This is a genomic window from Palleronia rufa, assembly GCF_000743715.1.
GTDB lineage: Bacteria > Pseudomonadota > Alphaproteobacteria > Rhodobacterales > Rhodobacteraceae > Palleronia > Palleronia rufa.
Genome location: NZ_JQEY01000014.1, coordinates 47,183 through 67,784, shown reverse-complemented (window position 1 = coordinate 67,784; position 20,602 = coordinate 47,183). Strand labels below are relative to the sequence as shown.

Here is a 20,602-nt window from a genome sequence, read left to right as displayed (position 1 = left end):
GGAGGGAAAATTCAGATCACGTCGGGGTTGTACCAGTCGCCGATGCGAACCTCCGTCTCTGCATCGGTCTCACCCAGGAGCGAGGCGAACTCCTTTGGATCCTGGGTGCCGCCGTCGCGTCCCCGGTAGTGATAGGGATAGACGAAAGCGGGCTGGAATTCCGAAACCGCGTCGGCGGCCTGTCCCGCATCCATGGTGAACGGCAGGTTCATCGACACGAATGCGATGAAGATGTCTCCGAGCGCGCGCATCTCCGGCGTGCCCTCCGTATCGCCCGAGATGTAGATCCGCTTGCCACCGATCTCGAACACGTAGCCGTTGTCGCGGCCCGGCGGATGGAACTCCAGCCGTCCGTCGGTGATGTTGTAGGCCGGCACCGCCTCTATCATCAGGCCGGCGACATCCACTGTCTCACCGTTGGCGGCCTGCTGGGCCTTCATCTTCAGATCGGCCGGCAGCATGTCATAGACTGCGGGGTTGGTCAGAATCTGTGTCTTGCCGACCGCGAGAGCGGTCAGGGTCTCCGCGTTGTAGTGATCGCCGTGCTCATGGGTGATGAGGATGAAATCCGGCTCCGGCAGATCGGCGTATTGCGCAGGATCGCCCACCGGATCGGCGTAGATCACCCCCACGGGCGTTTCCATGACGAAACTGGCATGGCTGACGGGATGAACGGTAATCGGACCCGCCTCGGTCTCGAACGCGTTCGAAGCGTGAGATCCGGCCAGTAGCGCGGTCGGCAGTATGGTCGAGGCGCCGATCGCCGCACCGGCTGCAAGGAACGTGCGTCTGGTGGTCATGTCCGATCTCCCTCTTCGGTCATCCGTGTGGTGAGGCGGGAGGTAATGCATCGGGCGGTCCGCGTCATCCATGTTCACGGGAACGCGATATCCCTTCGCAACGTTCCGCCTGCATGAGCGGACGCGTCACCGACATCCTCGATGAACTGGACGATCTGGCGAAGAGCGGCGACGAGGTGTCGGTCGGCGACGTCATGGACAAGGTAGGGCATCGCTCCAGCGGGGTGTTTCTGCTCGTGCCGGGCCTGATCGGCGCCTCGCCGCTCGGCGGCATCCCGACCTTGCCCAGCTTGATGGCGGCCATCGTGCTGATCTTCGCGGTGCAGACCGCCATCGGACGAAAGCGGATCTGGATGCCGGCGGCGATCCGCGAACGCGCGGTCCGCGAGGAGCGCCTGTCCGGCGCGGTCGACCGGATGCGGGGACCGGGCCGGTTCCTGGATCGCCATTTCGGACACCGCCTTTCGGCGCTGACCTCAAGGCCCGCGATGCGGGTCGCCGCTCTGGCAGTGATCGGACTGGCGCTGACCGTCCCTGCGCTGGAGTTCGTCCCCTTCGCGGCGGCGATCCCGATGCTGGCCATTGCGCTCTTCGGCATCGCCATCACCCTTGGCGACGGTATCCTCATGGCGATAGCGATGGTCGCGGCATCGGCGGCCCTGTGGGGCGCCTGGCGGATCACCCCGTTCATCTGACGGCGGGACCGCTCTGGACGCGCGTGAGCCGGGCGGCCACAAGGGGCCGCCATGACCCCGGACCGACTCGCCGCGCTGATCCTCTTTGCCGTCGTCGCCACCGGCACGCCGGGCCCCAACAACCTCATGGTCATGGCGTCGGGGGCGAATTTCGGGCTGAGGCGCACGGTGCCGCATATCGTCGGGATCGCGCTCGGCATCGCCGTCATGCTCCTGGCGGTCGGCGCCGGGCTTGCCGGTCTCTTCGAGGCCCTGCCATGGCTGGCCGGTCTGCTGGCGGCCCTGTCGCTGGCCTATCTGCTGATCCTGGCCTGGAAGATCGCCACCGCGGCGCCGCCGGACCCGTCCGCGCCGCCGGGACGGCCCCTGACCGTGCTGCAGGCCGCGGCCTTCCAATGGGTCAACCCCAAGGCCTGGGCCATGGCCCTCACCACGGTATCGGTCTACGTCCCCGCCTCTGCCACCCCGCTGGCGGCGATGGTCTTCGCCGCGGTCTGCCTGCCGATCGTCGCAGTGTGGTGCGCGGCAGGTCGCGCACTTGGCCGGATGCTTCGCAATCCGGCGCGTCTGCGGGCGTTCAACGTCACCATGGCGGCACTTCTGGTGCTGTCGCCCGTACTGGTGTTCCTATGACCCCCCGTCCCCGCACCGCTGGGACGTGACAAGTGCCGCACGACTCCTTACATCGGCGCCAACGCCCCTCGCCGGAGCCGTCCGCCCCATGCCCGCGATGCCCCCCGTCCAGCCAAGATCCCATCCCCTGGACGACGACAAGCTGCGTGAGGAATGCGGCGTCTTCGGCGTAACCGGCGTGGTCGATGCGGCGAATTTCGTGGCCCTCGGGCTGCACGCGCTTCAGCATCGCGGGCAGGAGGCGGGCGGCATCGTCAGCCACGATCCGGTCCAGGGCTTCAACTCCGCCCGCCGCTTCGGCTATGTCCGCGACAGCTTCACCAAGCAATCGCTCATGGACACGCTGCCGGGCCCGCTGGCCATCGGCCATGTCCGCTATTCGACCACCGGTGCCAAGGGCAACACCCAGATCCGCGACGTGCAGCCCTTCTTCGGCGAGTTCTCCATGGGTGGCGCGGCCATCGCCCATAACGGCAACATCACCAATGCCGACGCGCTGAGACGGGAGTTGATCGACCGCGGCTCGATCTTCCAGTCCTCCAGCGACAGCGAATGCATCATCCACCTCATGGCCCGGTCGCTGCAGCGCAAGGTGCCGGAGCGCATCCAGGACGCGCTGCGCCGGGTCGAGGGCGCGTTCTCCATCGTCGCCATGACCCGCACCAAGCTGATCGGCGTGCGCGACCCGCTGGGGGTGCGGCCGCTGGTGCTGGGCCAGTTGGGCGACGGCTGGGTGCTGAGTTCGGAGACCTGCGCGCTGGACATCATCGGCGCCGATTTCATCCGTGAGATCGAACCCGGAGAGATGGTGGTGATCGAGGACGGAGAGGTGAAGTCCCACCGCCCCTTCGCCCCCCAGCGCCCGCGCTTCTGCATCTTCGAGCATGTCTATTTCTCGCGCCCCGATTCGATCCTGGGCGGCCGGTCGGTCTATGAGACCCGCCGCCAGATCGGCGTCGAACTGGCCCGCGAGGCGCCGGTAGAGGCCGACATGGTCTGTCCGGTCCCGGATTCCGGCACCCCCGCGGCCATCGGCTACAGCCAGGAGTCGGGGATCCCCTACGCCATGGGGATCATCCGCAACCAGTACATGGGCCGGACCTTCATCGAGCCGACCGAACAGATCCGCAATATGGGCGTGCGGCTCAAGCTGAACGTCAACCGCGCGCTGATCCGGGGCAAGCGCATCGTGCTGGTGGACGATTCCGTGGTGCGCGGCACAACCAGCATCAAGATCCGCGAGATGCTGCTCGACGCAGGCGCGGCGGCGATCCATTTCCGCATCGCATCGCCGCCGACGGCGTGGCCGTGCTTTTACGGCGTGGACACGCCCGACCGCGAAAAGCTGCTCGCCGCCACCATGTCGGAGGATGAGATGTGCGTCCATCTGGGCGTCGACTCCCTGCGCTTCATCTCACTCGACGGGCTCTACCGTGCCGTGGGCGAGGCTCTGGGCCGCGACCAAGCCCATCCGCAATATTGCGATGCCTGCTTTTCCGGCGACTACCCGGTGATCCCCACCGACCGGATCGAAAAGGGCTTTCGCCTCAAGGAAGCCGCGGAATAGCCACGCAAGGTTCCGTCAGCGCGGACACCGGTTGGCCGGATGTGCTCCAGGCGTATCCGGCGTCACAGGAGAGCTGCCGAAAGACGCAAGATGTCCCCGGACGTCTGTGCGCGTGCCGGTCCCGGCGCGGCCGGTCGCCCGGGGTGCGCGCCCGATCGTCCATGGGACCGCCGGTCCCCAAGGGTCTGTTGCGAACGCGCTCCGAACCTCGGCCTTCCGGTCCCGAAGCGCGGCGGCGGTCACCCTCCCTCCCGGACGCGAAACGAAAAACGCCGGCCCCGAAGGACCGGCGTCCGGACCGTGACGACCGGCGGACCCTAGCGCCCGGTGGCGCGGAACCCCGCATGGACCAGGACGGCGGCCAGCACCGCCTTGACCGCGTCGCCCAAAAGGAACGGCTGCATCCATCCCGCCCAGAGCGCGCCTGCCTCGCTCGACGCCCAGCCGGCGTCGATGCCCAGACCCGACGCCACGGCATAGGGCCAGGCCAGCCCCGGCACATACAATGCAAGGGCCGCGACCGCAGATGCCCCGATCATCGCCGGAAGGCTTCCCCGCGCGGCCAGACCGGCGATCCAGGCCATGGCGACGAAGCCCAGCAGGAACCCGCCCGTCGGTCCGGCCATGTAGGCCAGACCGGCACCGCCGCCCGCAAAGACCGGCAGCCCCACGGCGCCCTCTGCCAGATAGGCCAGCAGCGTGAGCGCGCCCAGGCGCGACCCCATGGACAGGCCCACCACCAGGATCGCCAGACCCTGCAACGTCATCGGCACCGGCCACATGGGCACCGACACACGCGCGGCGACGGCGATCAGCACCGTTCCGGCCAGAATCAGCGCCCCCTGCCGCCAGAGCGCGGGGTTGCGGCCGTGAAGAAGGGGGGCGTCGTGGGTCATGTCCGGCTCCTGTCGAAGAACTCGCCCCGTTCTTCACCCGAAGGGGGCTGCCGTCAAGCACCCCTTGCCAAGCCCGGCCGCAGCGATCATCACGCGGGCCATGACGGAAACCAGGACCAGGCTTGCCCTTGTGACCGGCGCATCGCGCGGTCTCGGCGCCGCCATCGCGGAGGCGCTGAGCCCCGGCCACCACATCGTTGCCGTGGCCCGCACCACCGGCGCGCTCGAAGAGCTGGACGACCGGATCATGTCCAGGGGCGGACAGGCCACCCTTGCGCCCATGGACGTGACCGATCCCGCCGCCATGGCCCAGCTGTGCCGCGGCATTCACGACCGGTGGGGGCATCTCGACCTGTGGTGCCATACGGCGATCCACGCCGCCCCTTTGACCCCCGCCGCCCATGTGGCCGCGAAGGACTGGGCGCGCAGCGTTGACGTCAACGCCACCGCCACGGCCACCCTGATCCGCATGGTGGAACCGCTGCTCCTGTCCGCGCCCGCCGGCCGGGCCGTGTTTTTCGACGACCCGCGCGCGGGCGCGAAGTTCTTCGGCGCCTACGGGGCCACCAAGGCGGCGCAGATCGCGCTGGTGCGGTCCTGGCAGGCAGAGACGGTCCGGATCGGTCCCGCCGTGTCGATCCTGTCGCCGGCCCCCATGTCCACGGCGCTGCGTGCGCGGTTCTTTCCCGGGGAGGACCGCGCGGCCCTTGCCGCCCCGCGTGATGAGGCGGACCGGCTGCTCGCCCAGATCTGAGCCGGCAGCCGAGTCCCCGCTGCAACGCTTGGCTCGGCCCGGTTCCGCGCCTGCTTGTGGCAGGTCGCCCGCTCCCCTAGGAACAAGGCCGACAGGGAGCCATTCGTGCGCATACTCATCACCAATGACGACGGCATCACCGCCCCGGGGCTGGACGTCCTGCAGCGGATCGCGGCCTCCATCGCCGGCGACAGGGGTGAGGTGTGGACCGTTGCCCCCGCGTTCGAGCAGTCCGGCGTCGGACACTGCATCTCCTATGCGCGCCCGACGATGGTCCAGAAGATGGAAGAGCGGCGCTTTGCCGTCGAGGGCTCGCCGGCCGATTGCGTGCTGGCCGGTCTCTACGACCTGATGCCGGAACGGCCCGACCTGGTGCTGTCCGGCGTGAACCGCGGCAACAACGCCGGCGAGAACGTGCTCTATTCCGGCACCGTCGGCGGCGCGATGGAAGCGGCGTTGCAGGGCCTGCCCGCCGTCGCCCTCAGCCAGTACTACGGCCCCCGGAACGCGCGCGCGGAGGATCCGTTCGAATCCGCGCGCCTGCATGGCGTGCAGACCGTGCGCCGGCTGCTGGACCGGGCCGCGTGGGATTCGGCCGATTACCGCCTGTTCTACAACGTTAATTTCCCGCCCTGTTCAGCGGCAGAGGTCAAGGGCCTCAAGGTGACCGCCCAGGGCTGGCGCCAGGACGCGGGCCATGGGATGGCGCCCCATGTCTCTCCCTCCGGGCGGCGGTTCCTCTATGTCACCGGCGGGCCGCAGCAGACGCCGACCGCGCCCGGCACCGACGTGGCGGCGAACCTGGATGACTACGTCTCCGTCACGCCCATGCGCTGCGACCTGACCGCGCACGATCTGGTGGCGTCGCTCAAGGACCGGCTGGAATGACACCGCACGGCCAGGCGCGCGCATGAGCTACGACGCCCAGGCCCGGATGCAGCTTCTGTTCGCGCTGCGCTCACGCGGGGTCACGGACGCCCGCGTGCTCGACGCGATGGAGCGCACCGACCGCGGGCTTTTCGTGCGCGGCATCTTCGCGGACCGCGCCTATGAGGACATGCCCCTGCCCATCGCCTGCGGGCAGACGATCTCGCAGCCGTCGGTGGTGGGCCTGATGAGCCAGGCGCTGCAGGTCTCTGCCCGCGACAAGGTGCTGGAGATCGGCACCGGCTCCGGCTATCAGGCCGCGGTGCTGAGCCACCTGGCGCGGCGGGTCTATACCATCGACCGCCACAAACGCCTGGCGGATGCGGCCAAGGAGGTGCTGGCCGGGCTCGACATCTCCAACGTGACGGTGCTGGCCGCCGATGGCAGCCACGGCCTGCCGGAGCAATCACCCTTCGACAGGATCCTGGTGACCGCGGCGGCGGAGGACCCTCCCGGGCCCCTATTGGCGCAACTCCGCATCGGCGGTATCATGGTGGTGCCGGTAGGGCAGTCCGATCACGTGCAGACCCTGATCCGGGTCACCCGGACCGAGACCGGATACGACTACGACGACCTCCGACCGGTGCGCTTCGTGCCGCTGGTCGAGGGCATGGGACGCGACTGATGCGCGCGCCCCGAGGCAGGCAAGCGGATCGCCCGGCAAGAGGCGCCGCACAGGACAAACGAGGACGAGCAGAATGATGAGCCGCTCCCGATCGACGATGGCCGCGCCGCTGGTGCTGCTGACGGCCTGCGCGGGCGGGCCCCAGGGGTTCGACTTGGACCTGCGGGACCGGCTGGGCAACGCCTTCGACACCAGCCAGGCGGTCGAGACCCGCGTCGCCGCCCGTCCCGCGCCGGATGCGCGTGGCATTATCTCCTACCCCGGCTATCAGGTGGCCATCGCCCGGCGGGGCGATACGCCGCGCGCCGTCGCCCAGCGTGTCGGCCTGCCGGCCGAGGAGGTGGCAGGTTTCAACGGCGTGCCCGCCGATGTGACGCTGAGACCGGGAGAGATCGTCGCCCTGCCGCGCCGGGTGACCGGGTCCGCGCCGGCCTCTGCCTCCGCCCCCGCGACGGGCGCGATCCGCCCGCCGCAGCCGATCACCGCGACCTCCCTGGAAGAGCGCGCCGATGCCGCGATCTCGCGCGCGGAGACGTCGTCGCCCCGCACCCCGGCGCCCGCGGCCGCCCCGGTGCAGTCCGGCCCCGAGCCGCAAAGGCACAAGGTCGCGCGCGGAGAGACGGCATTCTCCATCGCGCGGCGCTACGGGGTCCCGGTACAGGCCCTGGCCGACTGGAACGGTCTCGACAGCAACATGACGGTGCGTGAGGGGGCCTATCTGCTGATCCCCGTCGCGCAGCCGGTGGTGCCGCAGGCCGCCGCGCCGGAGACCAGCCAGCCGGGCCAGGGCACCGTGGCGCCGCCGCCGCCGTCTGCCGCCGCGCCGCTTCCCGACGAGGAAGCGACCCAGGCCCCGCCCGAGGAGATGCCGCCTTCCGCCGCACTGTCGGGACAGACCACCGCAGCCTCCGCCAGCGACGCGCGTCTGGTCTATCCTGTTCAGGGCGCGGTCGTCCGCGCCTTTTCCAAGGGAAACAACGACGGCATCGACATCGCCGCGCCCGCAGGTACCGTGGTGAAAGCGGCCGACGCCGGGACCGTGGCCGCGATCACCCGCGACACCGACCAGGTTCCGATCCTGGTGCTGCGCCATTCGGGCAATCTGCTGACGGTCTATGCGGGCGTCACCGACATCACCTTGACCAAAGGCGACAGCGTCGCGCGCGGGCAGGCTATCGCAAAGGTCCGCCCCGGCAATCCGGCGGCCCTGCATTTCGAGGTCCGCGAGGGGTTCGAAAGCGTGGACCCGGTGGATTTCCTCGAATAGCCGTACGGGACCGCGTCCGACGGCGCCGCCAGACCGATCCGACACCGGTCCAGAAGCACGCGACGTCGGCCGATGGCCCGCCGGGCACCCCGCTTCGGCGATGGCGCCCGCACCGTGTTTCCGTATGGCAGGTGGCGCATCCGCGGGCCCGTCCCGGCGCGTCGTCAGACGGGAACGCCGTGACGCCCCGCCAGATCGGTAAAGAACTGCCATGCCACGCGGCCTGACCGGGACCCGCGCGTGGCCTGCCATTCGATCGCCTCGGCCCGCAGGGCATCGTCGTCCATGGCAAGGCCGGCGGCGTCGCAGTAGCTGCGGACCATCGCCAGGTACTGGTCCTGGTCGCAGGTGTGAAAACCCAGCCACAGACCGAAACGATCCGAAAGCGAAACTTTCTCCTCGGTCGCCTCGGAAGGGCTGATCGCCGAGGCGCGCTCGTTCTCGATCATGTCGCGCGGCATCAGGTGGCGCCGGTTCGACGTGGCGTAGAACAGAACGTTCTCCGGCCGGCCGGCAATGCCGCCGTCCAGCACCGCCTTGAGCGATTTGTAGTGCTGGTCGTCATGGCTGAACGACAGATCGTCGCAGTAAAGCAGGAACCGCAGGTCGGGGGCGGCGCGCAACTGCGCAAGGAGCCGCGTGACGGACGGCAGATCCTCGCGGCTGAGTTCCACGATCTTCAGCGGATGGTCCCGTGCCACGCGGGCATGGACCGCCTTGACCAGGCTCGACTTTCCCATGCCGCGCGCGCCCCACAGAAGGGCGTTGTTGGCCGGCAGGCCGCGGGCGAACTGCGCGGTGTTGCGCAACAGCGTGTCCCGCGCCCGGTCGATGCCCAGCAACAGGTCCAGATCGACCCGGTTCACCTCTGCCACCGGTTCCAGCCGATCGGGGTCAACCTGCCACAGGAACGCCTGCACCGCGGCCAGATCCGGCGCAGGGCGCGGCGGCGGCGCCAGACGCTCCAGCGCCTGCGCGATGCGCTCCACCGGATCGCTCATGGGCGCTTGGTACCGTCCTCGGGCTCTTCGTCGTCGAGCTCGGGATCCGCGTCGAAGTCGTAGAGGTCCTCGTCCTCGTCCAGGATGCCTTCGGCCCGCAGCTTCGCTACGCGCTGGCGCTCGACCCGCCGCACCAGAAGGATCGACACCTCGTAGAGCCCGTAGACCACCACGAACAGGATGATCTGGGTGATGACGTCGGGCGGGGTGACCAGGGCCGCCAGCACCAGGATGCCGACCACCGCGTACTTGCGCATGTCCGCCAGCCCGCGGGCCGAGACGAGCCCTGCCTTGCCCAAGAGGGTCAGCAGGACCGGCAGCTGAAAGCACAAGCCGAAGGCCACGATGAACTTGATCGTCAGGTTCAGGTATTCCTGGGCCGATCCCTGGAAGACCACCGACAGGGGGGCGCTTTGGTCCGGCATGAGCGCGTCGCCCTCCGTACCGAACTGCTGGAAGCCCAGGAAGAAGTCGTAGGCCAGCGGTGTGACCACGTAGAAGGCAAAGGCCGCCCCGGCCACGAACATGAACGGTGAGGCAACCAGAAAGGGCAGCATCGCGCCCCGTTCGGAGCGGTAGAGACCCGGCGCCACGAAGCGCCACATCTGCGTGGCGATCACCGGAAAGGACAAAAACAGCCCGCCCAGGAGCGACACCTTGATGGCGACGAAGAATCCCTCCTGCGGAGAGATGAAGATCAGGTCGCAATCCTGCCCGCGCTCGGCCAGCTGCTGGCAGAGCGGGTCGGTCAGGACGTTGAAGATCGGCGTGGCCACGGTAAAGGACAGGGCCATGCCGATGACGAAGGCGATGACAGAGCGGATCAGGCGCGACCGAAGCTCTGCCAGATGCTCGATCAGGGGGGCGGCGCTGTCCTCGATATCATCACGGTCGGCGGCGCTCATGTCTTGGGATCCTCGGGCGCTACGGGGGCCGCGGGGTCAGGGACGGCGGTCCCGCCCGGGGCTGCCGTGGCCGCGTCCGTCCTGGTCGGGGCGGTCTTGGAGCCGCCGCCTTCGCGGCGCGCCTTCGCCCGTTCGGCGGCGTCGTCGCGGATCTTGTCGGCCTTGGCCTTCCGCTCTTCGCTCAGGGCCTTGGTGGCCGATCCGCGCTTGGCCGGCTCCGACATGGGGTCCCAGCGCTCGAAGCTGTCGGCCGCCTCGTTGAGCTTGTCGAGACCGAACTTCTTCGGGTTCGCGTAGCTTTTCAGATCCTTGCCGATGTCCTTGACGCCGGCATCGTCGGCCGCGTCCTCCATGGCACGCTGGAACTCGCGCGCCATGCCCTTCATCTTGCCGGTGAACCGGCCCAGCGTGCGGAACATGCCGGGCAGGTCCTTCGGCCCCACCACGATCAGCGCGACGATGCCGATGACCAGAAGCTCGGTCATCCCGATGTCGAACATGGGACCCTCCGGCGCGCGCGGCGCGTCAGCTGTTGCGGCTCTCGACGGGCTCGCGCTCGGCGGTCGTGGCGGCGTCGGAGGTATGCACGGCGGGGGTGGCCACCTCGGCGTCCTCGATCCGTCTCGCCTCTGTATCGTCGTCCCTGGAGCCTTCGCCGACTCCCCTCTTGAATGCGGTGATGCCCTTGCCGACTTCGCCCATCAGCGATGAGATCTTGCCGCGCCCGAACAGCACCAGCACGACGACGGCGATGAGCAGCAGGCCAGGCAGGCCGATATTGTTGAGCATGGGTATCTCCCTTCCCCGGCTTCAGCGTACTCTACTTAGTGGATCGCGCCGGGGAGTTGAAGAACAAAGCGATCACGTCACCGCGCAAGATCGACGGGCAGGCCGGTGGCCGCGGAGGTTTGGGCCGCCAGCCCCATCTCGACCGCGCGCATCCCGTCCGACAGCGTCACCTCGACCTCCGCGCGGCCCAGCACGACCTCGCGGAAGCGGCTGTGCTGATAGAACGTGGCGCCGTTGTGATCGCCCGCTTCCAGAAGCGCGGGATCGACGGGAATTTCCAGAACCTGCGGCGCCTTGGGCGCACGCGGGCTGAGTTCGAGCTCGGCCACCGGAGGCGCGCCCAGGGCGTCGGGCCAGAACCGGGTGGGACCGGGCACCCGCGCCTCGATCTTGCCCCTGGGGCCGACCAGGCTCAATTCCTCCTGATAGCGCGCGCCCTCGGCGAACATGCAGAGTTCCAGCATCGCGCGCTGGCCGCCGTCGAACTCGACCATGACGTAGCCGGAATCGAGGATATCGGGCGCCCGCCCGCCATAGCGTTCCTCCAGGTGGTTCACGACCTGCCCGGCGCTGGCCATCACGCGCACCGGTTCCGCGTCCAGGATCAGGCGCATGAGATCGAAGAAATGGCAGCATTTCTCTACGAAGGTGCCGCCCGAGAAGGCGTTGAACCGGTTCCAGTTATTGACCTTCGGCAGGAACGGGAACCGGTGCTCGCGGATGGTCAGCATGGCGGGCGGACCGGTCACATCGCGGGCGCGGGCGATCAGCGACGCGATGGGGGGCATGTAGCGGTACTCCATCGCCACCCAGATCGGCGCGGGATACCGGATCGTGGACAGGACCGCCGCCTGATCGGTGCCGGTATAGAGCGGCTTTTCCACCAGAAGCGGCAGGGCCCGCCGCTCGGCGATCTCCATGATCTGCGGCACATGCAGAAAGTTCGGCGACGCGATCACCAGCGCATCGAGCCGCGGGTCGTCCAGCATGGACGCCACGGACCCATGCGCGGTGGCGTCCGGCACCAGCAGGGCCGTTGCGGCCGCCATGGCCGGGTCCGGTTCGAGAGTCGCGACCACCGCGGCGCCGTCCATCAGGGCGATGTTGCGGATGTGCTCCTGCCCCATCATGCCGCAACCGATGATCCCGTAATTGACGTTTTCGGACATTCTCAGCCTCATGTGAGGCGCGCGACGTAGCGCGCCTTTTCAGAATCGAACCAGGTCAGCGAATATTCGACCTCCGCGCCATCCTGCGCGCGGGACCGCCGCTCGACCTGGACCACCGTGGATGCAACCGCCAGCGACAGGGCATCCGCCCCCCAGTCCGGCAGCGGCGCCGTTCCGCAGCGGTCCTCGACCTCCGTGATCCGCAGGCCGAATTCGGTCAGATAGACGCCGTAGAGCGCGGGCGCCAGACACTCGGCCGCGACGTCGGGCGCGCGGGCGGCGTCGAGCCAGATCTCCTCGGCCGCCACGGCAACGCCGTCGAGCGTGCGCAGCCGGCGGATGCGGTGACCTTGCGCGAACGGCGCCGCGCCGGGCGCGTCGGCCCGCACGACCGAAAGCAGGTCCGCCCCCGGAAGACCGCCGCCCGCGGGTCGTTCGAGCCGGAAGAACCCGTAGAGCCCGCCGACCGCGCGCACGCCGCGCACGTAGTTGCCGGAGCCATGGCGCCGGTCCAGGAGCCCCTGCTTTTCCAGCGAGGCAAGCGCCCGGCGCAGCGTGCCCACCGACACCCGGTGAGCCGCCGCCATCTCACGCTCCGGCGGCAGGCGCGCACCTTCCGGCAACGCACCCGACGCGATCTCCCGGATCACGTGATCGCTGATCTGCCGATGCACCGGCAGGGCCATGCCGTCGTTCCCCGGTCAAGTGATACAGTATTGATGCACCGTTCGGCACCTGCTACGCAAGCGAAGAAAAGGAGCCGCCGCCATGACGATCGTCCCTGTCACCTCTGCCGATCTCGACGCCGTCGAGGTCTCTTGGTTCGCGGCCCTCTGCTCGGACGACTATCGCCAGCTGGGGGTGCCGGAGGGCGATCTGCGCGCCTCTTTCGCCCATTGTTCGGCCATCGCCAAAGAGGCCGAGGCGCAGGGGTTTCGCAACATCCTCTGTCCGTCCTCGTACCAGGTGGGACAGGACACTCTGAGTTTCGTGGCCGGCATGGCCCCCCTGACGGAACGGATGAACTTCCTGGCCGCCGTCCGTTGCGGGGAGATGCAGCCGATCATGCTGGCCCGGACCATCGCCACGCTCGACCACATGCTGGAAGGTCGATTGACGCTGAACGTGATCTCGTCGGACTTTCCCGGAGAGACGGCGGAAAGCGCGTTCCGGTACCAGCGCAGCCGCGAGGTGGTCGAGATCCTGAAGCAGGCCTGGACCGGGGAAGAAATCAACTACACCGGTCAAGTGTACGATTTCAAAGGTATTTCCACGGCGCCCGCGACGCCCTACCAGACCGGAGGGCCGCTTTTGTATTTCGGGGGGTACTCGCCCCCGGCGCTCGACCTCTGCGGCCAGCATTGCGACGTCTATCTGATGTGGCCGGAGCCCAAGGAGCAGATCGCGGACCGAATGAAGGCCGTTCACCAGGTTGCTGAAAAATATGACAGAACGTTGGACTACGGCTTGCGGGTTCACATGATCGTCCGCGACACCGAAGCCGAAGCGCGGGAGTATGCCGAGCATCTGGTCGCCGCTCTCGACGACGAATACGGCGCCTTGATCCGGGACCGGGCGCATGATTCGACCTCGCTGGGGGTGTCGCACCAGGCGCGCGCCCGGGACCTGGCGGATCGGTTCGGCTATGTGGAGCCGCATCTGTGGACCGGGATCGGCCGGGCGCGCTCTGGCTGCGGCGCGGCGCTGGTGGGCTCTACCGATCAGGTCCTGTCGGAGATAGAGGACTACCGCCGCATGGGCATCCGCGCCTTCATCTTCTCCGGCTATCCGCATCTGGACGAGTGCCGCCATTTCGGCACCCGTGTCCTGCCGGAGTTGACAACCTGCTCGCTGCCCCATGTCTACGGACGGGTGCCCCAGGGCACTCCCGCAACCCCCCTTGGAACCGGAGTCCGCACGTGATCGACCGCGTCCGCCTGTCCCCCGAAGTCGAGATCAGCCGCATCGCCTACGGCATGTGGCGCCTGGCGGAAGCCGACGACACCTCTCCCGACCATGTCCGCGCCAAGATCGAAAGCTGCCTGGACCAGGGCATCACCACCATGGACCAGGCCGACATCTACGGCGGCTACATGGCCGAGGAGGTGCTGGGCGCGGCCCTGACGCCGGATCTGAGGCACCGGATAGAGATCGTCACCAAATGCGATATCGTGGCACCCGCCGGTCGTCATTCCGGCGCCCGGGTCAAGCACTACGATACGTCCCGGGACCATATCCTGGCTTCCGTGGAGGCGTCCCTGCGGCTGATGGGCATCGACCGGATCGACCTGCTGCTGATTCACCGGCCGGATCCGTTCATGGATGCGCATGAGACCGGGCGCACGCTGGACGGGCTCGTGGCCGATGGCAAGGTCGGGGCGGTGGGGGTGTCGAACTTCAAGCCGCACGACTGGGCGCTGCTGCAATCGGCGATGACGACGCCGCTGGCGACCAACCAGATCGAGATCAGCCTGGGCTGCCTCGGCGCCTTCACCAACGGCGATCTGGCGTTTCTGCAGGAGCGCGGTGTGACCCCGATGGCGTGGTCTCCGCTGGGCGGCGGGGCGCTGATGACCGACGACGGCCCTCTGGGACAGGCGCTCGACCGGATCGCGTCAGACGCGGGATGCGACCGTGCCGCGGTGGCGGTGGCCTGGCTTCTGGCCCACCCCGCCGGCATCGTGCCGGTGATGGGAACCAATGCCCCGCCGCGCATAGCCGCCATCGCCGACGCGGCCCGCGTTCCCATGGACCGCCAGACCTGGTTCGAACTCTACACCCACGCGCAGGGCCATGAGGTTCCATGAGCCGGATGACGCCCTTCACGGACCGCGAGCTGCGCGATGCCTTCGGCCGGTTCGCCACCGGCGTGACGGTCGTCACCACCCGCGCCGAATCCGGGCCCCTGGGCATCACGGCGAATTCCTTCGCGTCGGTGTCGCTGGACCCGCCGCTGGTGATGTGGCTGCCGGCCCGCGCCTCGCGCCGGTTCGCGCCCTTCACGACCTGCAAGACCTTCGCGATCCACGTGATGGGCGCCGGACAGGCCGAGATTTCGTCCGGCTTCGTATCTGAGGGCGATCTGTTCGACGATCTCGACTGGACAGAGGCCGATGACGGTACGCCGCTGATCTCCGACTGCCTGGCGCGGTTCCACTGCACGACCCACGCCGTCCATGACGCGGGCGACCATGCCATCGTTCTGGGGCGGGTGCTGGATGCCCAGCACCGGACGGGCGACCCGCTGATCTTCTCGGGCGGCCAGTACGGCGTCTTCGCGGAACGCTGACGTCCCGCCCCAGGGGGATCGCGCCACGGCCCATGTCGCGCCGGGCATGGAGTTGGGCAGGGTCCGCACCCGACCGGCCCGGACAGCGCGCTCTAGGAAAGCGCTCTTCGACCTGCTTAGGTCGTGAAGCAAGGGGAGGAGGATCTGAACATGGCGCTCAAGGCGCTTCTCTGGCCCGTCCAGACCTTCAACGACATCGTGCTGCCGGTCGGGCGCTGGATCTCGATCGTGGCGATCGCGGTCATGGTCGCGGTGATCCTGCTGCAGGTTTTTTTCCGCTACGTGCTCAACAACGCGCTGCCCTGGCCGGATGAGGCGGCGCGGTTCTGCATGCTGTGGATGACCGGGCTGATGGCGCCGGACGCCTATCGACGCGGCGGCTTCGTCGCCATCGACATGCTGGAGAACGCCCTTCCGCGTATCGCCGCATCGGTGCTGTCGCTGGTGCTTCTGGCGATTTCGGGTGTCGTGCTCTGGATCGGTCTGGGGATCGGCTGGTCCGAGGTCACCGGCTTCGGCGGGCAGTTCGCCACGGCGTCGCTCTACCTTCCCCTGCCCGACGGCTGGTTCCGCGTACCGCGTTCCTGGATGATGGCCTCTCTGCTCGTCGGCTTCGCGCTTCTGGCCATCGTCAATGCAGAGCTGATCCTGCGCACGATCCTGACGCTTCTGGGGGTGCGCGATCTCAAGCCCCTGGGAATGCCCACCGAAGAGATCATGGCGGAGTGAGCGCATGCTGATCTGGTTCCTCCCCGTCTTTCTGGTGTTCCTCATGGCCGGGCTGCCGGTATTCTTCGGCCTCCTGGCCGCGCCGGGGATCCTGTTGTTCCTGAACGGCCAGGAACGCGAGATCACGCTGCTCTACCGTAACCTCTACAACGGCATGGACAGCTTTCCGCTGATGGCGATCCCGTTCTTCATGCTGGCCGGAGAGTTGATGAACCGCGGCGGCATCACCGCGCGGCTGGTGGAGTTCAGCCAGGCGCTGATGGGTCATTTCCGCGGCGGGCTGGCGCATGTGAACATCCTGTCGTCGATGCTCTTTGCCGGGCTGTCGGGCTCTGCCGTGGCCGATACCTCTGCGCTGGGGTCCATGCTGATCCCGGCCATGGAGCGGCAGGGCTATTCCCGCCGCTTCGCCGCCGCGATCACCGCAGCGTCCAGCGTCATCGGCCCGATCATCCCGCCCTCCGGAATCATGATCATCTACGCCTACGTCATGGGGGAATCGGTCGCGGCGCTGTTTCTGGCCGGTATCGTGCCGGGCATCCTGGTGGGGCTGGGCCTCATGGTCGTCACCAAGCTCATGGCCGACCGGTACGATTTCCCGGTCGCCACGGAGAAGCAGTCCTGGAAGGCGCGCGGCCAGGCGTCGTTGAAGGCGTTCTTTCCGCTGATGACGCCGGTCATCATCATGGGCGGCATCCTGGCCGGCGTCTTCACCCCGACGGAGGCCGCCGCCGTCGCCGTCGCCTACGCGCTCTTCATCGGCATCTTCGTCATGCGGACGCTGAAGCTGTCGGACATTCCGGACGTGCTGTCGCGCTCGGCCACCACGTCTGCGGTGGTGCTGCTGCTGGTCGGGGCGGCCATGGCCTTCAAGACGGTCGTGTCGCTGTCGCACGCGCCGGAGATCATGGCCGAATTCATCCTGGCCCTGTCCGACAACCCGCTGATGCTGCTGTTCCTGATCAACCTGCTGCTCTTCGCGGTCGGCATGTTCCTGGACGCCGGTCCCGCCATCATCATCCTGGGACCGATCCTGGGGCCGATCTTTACCTCCCTGGGCGTGGACCCGATCCACTTCGCCATCATCATGAGCGTGAACCTGACCGTCGGCCTGGCAACGCCGCCCATGGGGCTGGTGCTGTTCGTGGCCTCGTCGGTTTCGGGCGAACGGGTCGAGGCGATCTCGCGCGCGATCCTGCCGTTTCTGGCCGTGGAAATCGTGGTGATCGGCCTTATCACCTACATCCCGGCCATCTCCATGTTCGTGCCGCGCATCACCGGGTTCGCGTGACGCCGCGCCGCCACTGGACGGCCTTTCGCGCGCCTGTCATGCTCCTGTCCGCGGTCCCCAACGGACACATCACAGGGAGGATAGACATGCTGAAAACGCTGACGCAGGCGGGCCTGGCACTCGCGCTCATGGCCACAACCGCCTTGGCTCAGGACGTGACGCTCCGCGCCACCGCGAATTCCAACGAGAACGATGAGGACTACGACGGTCTGGTCGTGTTCAAGAACTACGTCGAGCAGGCGTCCAACGGGACCATCGCCGTGGAACTCTTCATCGGCACCCAGCTCTGCTCGAACGGGGCCGAATGCCTGCAGGGCGTGGCCGACGGAAACATCGACATCTTCGTGTCCACCTCTGGCGGCACGTCGGGGATCTTTCCCTTCGTGCAGGTTCTGGACCTTCCTTACGTGATGACAGACGACCGCGTTGCGGAGGCCGCCCTTGCCAACGGCACGGAGTTCGTGACCACGATGCAGCAGATGGTGGACGACGCATCCGGCGGCGCCATCAAGCTGATGACCATCGGCAATACCGGCGGGTGGCGCAACTTCGCCAACACCCAGCGCCGGGTCGAGAAACCTACCGATCTGGAGGGGCTGAAGATCCGCACCGTCGTGGCCGACCTGCCGCAGGAGCTGGTGCGCGCCCTGGGGGCATCGCCGACGCCGATCCCGTGGCCGGAACTCTTCACCTCGTTCCAGACCGGTGTGGTGGAAGGATCCAAGAACGGGATCACCGACATCATGGGGATGAAGTTTCCCGATGCCGGGCTGAAGTACCTCACGCTGGACGGCCATGCCTACATGGGGGCGCTGTGGTTCATGAACGCCGAAGCGTTCAACGGGCTGGACGACGACCAGAAACGGGTCGTGGTGGACGGATTCTATCAGTTGCAGCAGGCCACCTTCGCCTCCCCCAAGCGCAAGTCGATCCAGGCCTATGAGGATTTCCGCGCGGCGGGAGGCGACATTTACGTCCCAACGCCGGAGGAGATGGATCAATTCGCCGAGGCCGCCCAGCCGGTCTATGAGTGGTTCAACGAAAACGTCCAGGGCGGCAAGGAAGCCTACGACGCGCTGACCGCAACGGTGGAAACGGTCACCGCCGAGATCGACGCCCAGCGCCAGGCGACCATGGGCAACTGAGCCGGAAAGATCCGGACCCGCGGTTTTCGCCGCGGGTCCGGGTTGGTCTGCGCGGCAGCGGCACACCGCCGGCGCGGCCCTGCGCGGTTTGCAGCGGGCGAACCCCGGTCGAGGCCGCGGGCCTGGCTCGCCCGCCTCCTTTCGTCAGGTGAACAGGAACTGATCCTCCGAAAGGATCCCCGCCAGCGCGCCGGAGAAACCGGCGTTGTAGTCGATCGCCACCTCGTTGCCCGCATAATCGGTCCGATCGTCTCGGTAGGACCCGTCCCGTCCCGGCCCCCCGACCAGCGCACCGTCCAGACGGTTGAGGTTGGGGCCGGTGGTGCCCACATGCAGCGTGCCGGAGGCTCCCCGATGATGCGGGCTGGCCGGGGACGACTCCCCGAAGCCGACCACGTAGCTGAAGCTATCGGGATTGTCCCCCAGCATGTAGTCGATCTGGTCGCGCGCGAAATCGTTCAGATCCGCCGCCCGGTCCCCCTCACCGCGCGCCTTCAGGACGTCGCCGTATTGCAGCGCCAGGAACGCCGTGTTCGCGGCATAGCGGTTAGAGCCCCACTCGTCGATCCACCCCAGTCCGCCGTTGGTATCCGTCCCCGGCGTTCGGTCGACAGCGTAGATCCATTGGCTGAAATGTATATCGAGATCGTCGAAGTAGCGCTGCTCGCCCGTGAATTCGGCCAGCCGCACCGCCGTTCCCATCGACTGGTCGTCCCAGCTCATCGCCCAGTACTGGCCGCTGGGCGTGTAGTATTCCTTGGCCTTCTGGAGATAGCTCGCCTTGCCGGTCGCCTCGAAGAGCCATGTCGCCGCCCATGCAAGCTCATCCATATAGCCGCTATGGGATCCGTAGAACGCCTCTGCGTCGGGGATCGCATCCGTATAGGTGCCGCGATACGCCTCCGAAAAGGCGAAGAGCGACTCGGCGGCGTCGATCATGGTCGCGGCACCGGCGGCATCGCCCTTCTCCAGCAGGACCATGGCGCTGGACGCCAGCCCGGCGGCGGTCTGGGCGGTCACTTCCGTTCCGGGATTTTCGGCGGTGATCGCATAGGCCGGCCGCTCCATGGTCATCTGCTCCGCCGGGCCCCACCAGGCATGGTCGATCCTTCCGTTGCCGACCTGCCCGTAAAACACGTCGTCCGACAGGTCCGCCGTGCCCTTGTCGTCATAGGCGCGCAGCAGGTAGTCGGAGACCCATTCCACGTGCGCAGCCACGTCGTTGTAGCTTCCGGCCGCGACATAGCCCTTCTTGTAGTCGAGCGCGCCCCAGGCCAGCACCGTCGCGGTATAGGCCTGCGGCAGGCCGAACTTCACGTGGTCGCCCGCATCGTAGAAGCCGCCGGACAGGTCCCGACCGACATCGGCGCCGTCGTCGAGCGCGCTGTCGCCGCGCCAGGCGATCGGGTGGTCGTCCGGCAGATCGCCGGAGTACTGGGCGTAGTAGAAGTCCATCGAGAGGTCGAGCGCGGTTTCGTAATCCCCGCCGTCGAAGGGACTTTCGGCCCAGCCGGTCTCCGGCGCGGTTTCGGACACGATGACCAGATCGGCGGGCGGCTGCCCCTTGCCGGTAAAGCCCACCGTGACGCTTCGCCCCGGCGAGAGTTTCTCGCCGTAGCCCGATCCCTCAAGCAGGATGGTGCCGTCGCCCAGATCGGTCGCGGTCATCCCCCAGCTGTTCCGGATATCGAGCCCCTCCGCCTCGACGATGATGGACCAGGGCTTCATCGTTGTGGATGTGGAATTGGTGATCTTGAGCGATCCGTTGTACCCGCCGTTCCAGGTGGCGGTGACGGCGTACGCCAGTTCCGGCACGGGATCGGCGGGGGTGCAGTTCGCAGTCTTCGATTTCAACATCGGATCTCCTCTGGGATCAGGAGTGAGGCGCTCACCCCGCGTCGTGCCCCCGTGACCGGGGCTGACGCTTTGTGCGGTGAGCCGTGGGAGGCGTAGAGATCCCATTCGAGGACCCCGGACCGGCGGCCCGAGACAGGTGCGTTCCTGTCGTGGCCTCATCTAGCAACCCAGATGTTTCCGAATCGTAAACCGCGGCACCTAGGGCGAAAATCCGCGCCGCCCTTGATGAGCCGGCGCCCAGATCAGGCCGGGTCAGCCGGCAT

General features: G+C 67.7%; 22 protein-coding genes. 13 read left to right on the top strand and 9 right to left on the bottom strand.

Annotated elements, in window-relative coordinates; all coding sequences use genetic code 11:
- Window positions 1–11 precede the first annotated feature (11 nt).
- Window positions 12–800, bottom strand: coding sequence for an MBL fold metallo-hydrolase (locus tag KW83_RS15465; RefSeq protein WP_036180749.1), 789 nt, complete (start codon window positions 798–800; stop codon window positions 12–14).
- A gap of 113 nt (window positions 801–913) precedes the next feature.
- Here KW83_RS15465 and KW83_RS15460 point away from each other — a divergent pair, with 113 nt between their 5' ends.
- The 3 genes from KW83_RS15460 to purF all read left to right on the top strand — a co-directional run bounded on the left by KW83_RS15460 (window position 914) and on the right by purF (window position 3,695).
- A complete protein-coding gene (locus KW83_RS15460; protein ID WP_036180747.1) occupies window positions 914–1,495 on the top strand; it encodes an exopolysaccharide biosynthesis protein in 582 nt (193 codons plus the stop codon).
- A 51-nt stretch (window positions 1,496–1,546) separates the two neighbouring features.
- Window positions 1,547–2,128 carry a LysE family translocator gene (locus tag KW83_RS15455; protein ID WP_036180744.1) on the top strand — a complete coding sequence of 194 codons (582 nt, stop codon included), beginning with the start codon at window positions 1,547–1,549 and terminating at the stop codon, window positions 2,126–2,128.
- A gap of 88 nt (window positions 2,129–2,216) precedes the next feature.
- On the top strand, window positions 2,217–3,695 hold the full coding sequence (gene purF / locus KW83_RS15450) for an amidophosphoribosyltransferase (RefSeq protein ID WP_051928566.1): 1,479 nt from the start codon (window positions 2,217–2,219) through the stop codon (window positions 3,693–3,695).
- Window positions 3,696–4,012: 317 nt separating this feature from the next.
- Here purF and KW83_RS15445 read toward each other — a convergent pair whose 3' ends face one another.
- Entirely contained in the window at window positions 4,013–4,591 is a 579-nt protein-coding gene (locus KW83_RS15445; protein WP_036180741.1) for a biotin transporter BioY, read from the bottom strand.
- A gap of 100 nt (window positions 4,592–4,691) precedes the next feature.
- On the opposite strand from KW83_RS15445, the gene KW83_RS15440 reads away from it, so the two are divergent.
- From KW83_RS15440 to KW83_RS15425, 4 genes are all read left to right on the top strand, one after another.
- Window positions 4,692–5,345, top strand: coding sequence for an SDR family oxidoreductase (locus tag KW83_RS15440; RefSeq protein WP_036180739.1), 654 nt, complete (start codon window positions 4,692–4,694; stop codon window positions 5,343–5,345).
- A gap of 105 nt (window positions 5,346–5,450) precedes the next feature.
- A complete protein-coding gene (gene surE / locus KW83_RS15435; protein WP_036180737.1) occupies window positions 5,451–6,233 on the top strand; it encodes a 5'/3'-nucleotidase SurE in 783 nt (260 codons plus the stop codon).
- 22 nt (window positions 6,234–6,255) lie between these two features.
- On the top strand, window positions 6,256–6,897 hold the full coding sequence (locus KW83_RS15430; protein ID WP_036180734.1) for a protein-L-isoaspartate(D-aspartate) O-methyltransferase: 642 nt from the start codon (window positions 6,256–6,258) through the stop codon (window positions 6,895–6,897).
- Window positions 6,898–6,973: 76 nt separating this feature from the next.
- Window positions 6,974–8,164, top strand: coding sequence for a M23 family metallopeptidase (locus KW83_RS15425; protein WP_235191439.1), 1,191 nt, complete (start codon window positions 6,974–6,976; stop codon window positions 8,162–8,164).
- 164 nt (window positions 8,165–8,328) lie between these two features.
- Here KW83_RS15425 and KW83_RS15420 read toward each other — a convergent pair whose 3' ends face one another.
- The 6 genes from KW83_RS15420 to KW83_RS15395 all read right to left on the bottom strand — a co-directional run bounded on the left by KW83_RS15420 (window position 8,329) and on the right by KW83_RS15395 (window position 12,714).
- A complete protein-coding gene (locus tag KW83_RS15420) occupies window positions 8,329–9,165 on the bottom strand; it encodes an ATP-binding protein (protein ID WP_036180731.1) in 837 nt (278 codons plus the stop codon).
- The gene (tatC, locus tag KW83_RS15415) at window positions 9,162–10,070 is read right to left on the bottom strand and encodes a twin-arginine translocase subunit TatC (protein ID WP_036180728.1); all 909 of its coding nucleotides are present in this window, start codon (window positions 10,068–10,070) and stop codon (window positions 9,162–9,164) included. The genes KW83_RS15420 and tatC overlap by 4 nt, the downstream gene beginning before the upstream one ends.
- Window positions 10,067–10,570: a Sec-independent protein translocase protein TatB gene (gene tatB / locus KW83_RS15410; RefSeq protein ID WP_036180725.1), complete on the bottom strand. Its 504-nt coding sequence runs from the start codon at window positions 10,568–10,570 to the stop codon at window positions 10,067–10,069. Before tatB ends, tatC begins: the two co-directional genes overlap by 4 nt.
- 25 nt (window positions 10,571–10,595) lie before the next feature.
- Complete coding sequence (locus tag KW83_RS21580) at window positions 10,596–10,859, bottom strand: twin-arginine translocase TatA/TatE family subunit (RefSeq protein WP_036180723.1); 264 nt, start codon at window positions 10,857–10,859, stop codon at window positions 10,596–10,598.
- 77 nt (window positions 10,860–10,936) lie between these two features.
- Window positions 10,937–12,028: a Gfo/Idh/MocA family protein gene (locus KW83_RS15400; RefSeq protein WP_036180721.1), complete on the bottom strand. Its 1,092-nt coding sequence runs from the start codon at window positions 12,026–12,028 to the stop codon at window positions 10,937–10,939.
- A gap of 8 nt (window positions 12,029–12,036) precedes the next feature.
- Window positions 12,037–12,714, bottom strand: a complete 678-nt coding sequence (locus tag KW83_RS15395) for a GntR family transcriptional regulator (RefSeq protein ID WP_036180719.1) — start codon at window positions 12,712–12,714, stop codon at window positions 12,037–12,039.
- 82 nt (window positions 12,715–12,796) lie between these two features.
- On the opposite strand from KW83_RS15395, the gene KW83_RS15390 reads away from it, so the two are divergent.
- The 6 genes from KW83_RS15390 (at window position 12,797) to KW83_RS15365 (ending at window position 18,482) form a co-directional block, all read left to right on the top strand.
- Complete coding sequence (locus tag KW83_RS15390; protein WP_036180717.1) at window positions 12,797–13,951, top strand: LLM class flavin-dependent oxidoreductase; 1,155 nt, start codon at window positions 12,797–12,799, stop codon at window positions 13,949–13,951.
- Window positions 13,951–14,835 (top strand): aldo/keto reductase, encoded by an 885-nt coding sequence (locus KW83_RS15385; protein WP_036180808.1) that lies wholly within the window; start codon window positions 13,951–13,953, stop codon window positions 14,833–14,835. Before KW83_RS15390 ends, KW83_RS15385 begins: the two co-directional genes overlap by 1 nt.
- Window positions 14,832–15,317, top strand: a complete 486-nt coding sequence (locus KW83_RS15380) for a flavin reductase family protein (protein WP_036180715.1) — start codon at window positions 14,832–14,834, stop codon at window positions 15,315–15,317. The genes KW83_RS15385 and KW83_RS15380 overlap by 4 nt, the downstream gene beginning before the upstream one ends.
- 150 nt (window positions 15,318–15,467) lie before the next feature.
- Window positions 15,468–16,046, top strand: a complete 579-nt coding sequence (locus KW83_RS15375; RefSeq protein ID WP_036180713.1) for a TRAP transporter small permease — start codon at window positions 15,468–15,470, stop codon at window positions 16,044–16,046.
- A gap of 4 nt (window positions 16,047–16,050) precedes the next feature.
- On the top strand, window positions 16,051–17,337 hold the full coding sequence (locus KW83_RS15370; protein ID WP_036180710.1) for a TRAP transporter large permease: 1,287 nt from the start codon (window positions 16,051–16,053) through the stop codon (window positions 17,335–17,337).
- A gap of 86 nt (window positions 17,338–17,423) precedes the next feature.
- Entirely contained in the window at window positions 17,424–18,482 is a 1,059-nt protein-coding gene (locus KW83_RS15365) for a TRAP transporter substrate-binding protein (protein ID WP_036180708.1), read from the top strand.
- Window positions 18,483–18,626: 144 nt separating this feature from the next.
- Here the strand turns inward: KW83_RS15365 and KW83_RS15360 are convergent, their stop codons facing one another.
- Window positions 18,627–20,339 carry a glycoside hydrolase family 9 protein gene (locus KW83_RS15360; RefSeq protein WP_051928565.1) on the bottom strand — a complete coding sequence of 571 codons (1,713 nt, stop codon included), beginning with the start codon at window positions 20,337–20,339 and terminating at the stop codon, window positions 18,627–18,629.
- Between the last annotated feature and the right edge of the window lie 263 nt (window positions 20,340–20,602).